1 protein-coding gene is annotated in these 582 nt (G+C 56.9%); it reads left to right on the top strand.

Translation table 11 applies throughout. The features are described from left to right. The first annotated feature begins 288 nt into the window (after nucleotides 1-288). On the top strand, nucleotides 289-531 hold the full coding sequence (locus AWB67_RS39220; protein WP_087660949.1) for a hypothetical protein: 243 nt from the start codon (nucleotides 289-291) through the stop codon (nucleotides 529-531). The last annotated feature ends 51 nt before the right edge of the window (nucleotides 532-582 follow it).

Raw genomic sequence — 582 nt, 5'->3', positions numbered from 1 at the left:
GGATTAAGCAAGATAGAAGTCCGTGAAGCGACTTACTCGTCGCGCAGACCGCTACATGGCGTAGGGAAAGCGATGACTGTCGTTGGCTCGAAAGCGGACGTCCAAATCTTTCCCAGTCGACTGGTGACAATGGGTCGAAAAGCAAGATCCGTTCGGATTCTTGCCGGACCACGCCTGCGTAAGTAACCCGTCGTCAGTTTATTTCGCATGCCTGATAAATCGTATTATCGGGATAGCGTTTGCAGGGTAGAATTGCTTAATTCTGATTTACCTGAGAGGGCAGGGCCCGTGGCACAAGGCAGAGAGCCGCTTTCCCGCCGCGAGCTCGCGCAATTCATTCTGGAACTCGACGCGACGATCACGGCTTGGCGTCAGGCGACTTATGCGACTTATGCGACGTATTCGCCGCGTTCGCCGGACGCGCCCGCAGCGCTGTCGATCCGGCCGAGCGGGATCGAACTCGGGGTGCTGACGTCGCTCGCCCAAACCTATGGCCGCGCGATCGGGCGTTGTTGCATAAGTCGAACGTAAGGACAAGATGGCTTCTGCGATCCTGAATTCATGCGATGCGGGTGGACTGCG

The sequence above is a fragment of the Caballeronia terrestris genome (assembly GCF_001544515.1).
Lineage (GTDB): Bacteria > Pseudomonadota > Gammaproteobacteria > Burkholderiales > Burkholderiaceae > Caballeronia > Caballeronia terrestris.
The sequence above is the reverse complement of the archived record's forward strand: the minus strand, read 5'-3'. Positions and strand labels throughout refer to the sequence as shown.